Consider the following 740-nt stretch of genomic DNA (forward strand, 5'->3'; position numbering starts at 1 on the left):
GGCATGCGGTGATGTGGGATTTTCCCGATAGTGCGGGGCTGCAGCGCATCACACGCAGCATCTGGGAGCGAAGTGGCATCGTTGCATCGGTTTGCCACGGCTACTGCGGCCTGCTCAATACGCAGCTCAGCGACGGCTCTTTGCTGGTCGCGGGCAAACGGGTCACGGGTTTTTCATGGACGGAAGAAATCCTGGCCGGAGTGGCCCGGTCCATGCCCTACAACGCGGAGCAGGAAATGAAGATGCGCGGTGCGCGCTATCAAAAAGCCTTGCTGCCTTTTATGTCGTATGTGGTGGCCGATGGCCGCCTCATCACCGGGCAAAACCCGGGGTCGGCCAAAGCGACTGCAAAGCAGGTGGTGCAGGCTCTGGCAAGGCGCTAGGGCCGCGTTCCAAACTGCCGAAGGCCTATGCCGCGCTTGCCCGCTTCTTGTGTCCGGTGCGCATGAGCTTGCTCATTTTTTCTTCGGCCGCTGCTTCAGAGGCCAGGGATTCGGATTGCTGGGCCAGTACATGGGAGAGCACACGGCGTGCGTTGTCGTGGCAATCCATGTTGTCTGGCCGCGCTTCAATATCGGACAACAAAGCCTGCAACTGCTTTTTGCTGGTCTGCAGCTTTTTCTCCATGGCCTTGATATCGGCAATTTTTTGGCGCAGCGCGCCCACGACGGCCTCATGGTCCCAGCCTTGCAGGCCGGGCGGCAAGAGTGCACGAATTTCATCCAGGCTGAAGCCCACCC

The 740-nt window shown here is 59.9% G+C and carries 2 protein-coding genes; one reads left to right on the forward strand and one right to left on the reverse strand.

Going from position 1 to position 740, the window contains the following annotated elements; translation table 11 throughout:
• Positions 1–383 (forward strand): type 1 glutamine amidotransferase domain-containing protein (locus tag HWX04_RS08895; RefSeq protein WP_175869632.1); only part of this gene is annotated, 383 nt, incomplete at its 5' end.
• Positions 384–408: 25 nt separating this feature from the next.
• Here the strand turns inward: HWX04_RS08895 and HWX04_RS08900 are convergent.
• Positions 409–740: MerR family DNA-binding protein (locus HWX04_RS08900; RefSeq protein WP_175869633.1), on the reverse strand; the 332-nt coding region annotated here is incomplete at its 5' end.

This window comes from Bartonella gabonensis (genome assembly GCF_903679515.1).
In the GTDB taxonomy this organism is placed as follows: Bacteria; Pseudomonadota; Alphaproteobacteria; order Rhizobiales; family Rhizobiaceae; genus Bartonella; species Bartonella gabonensis.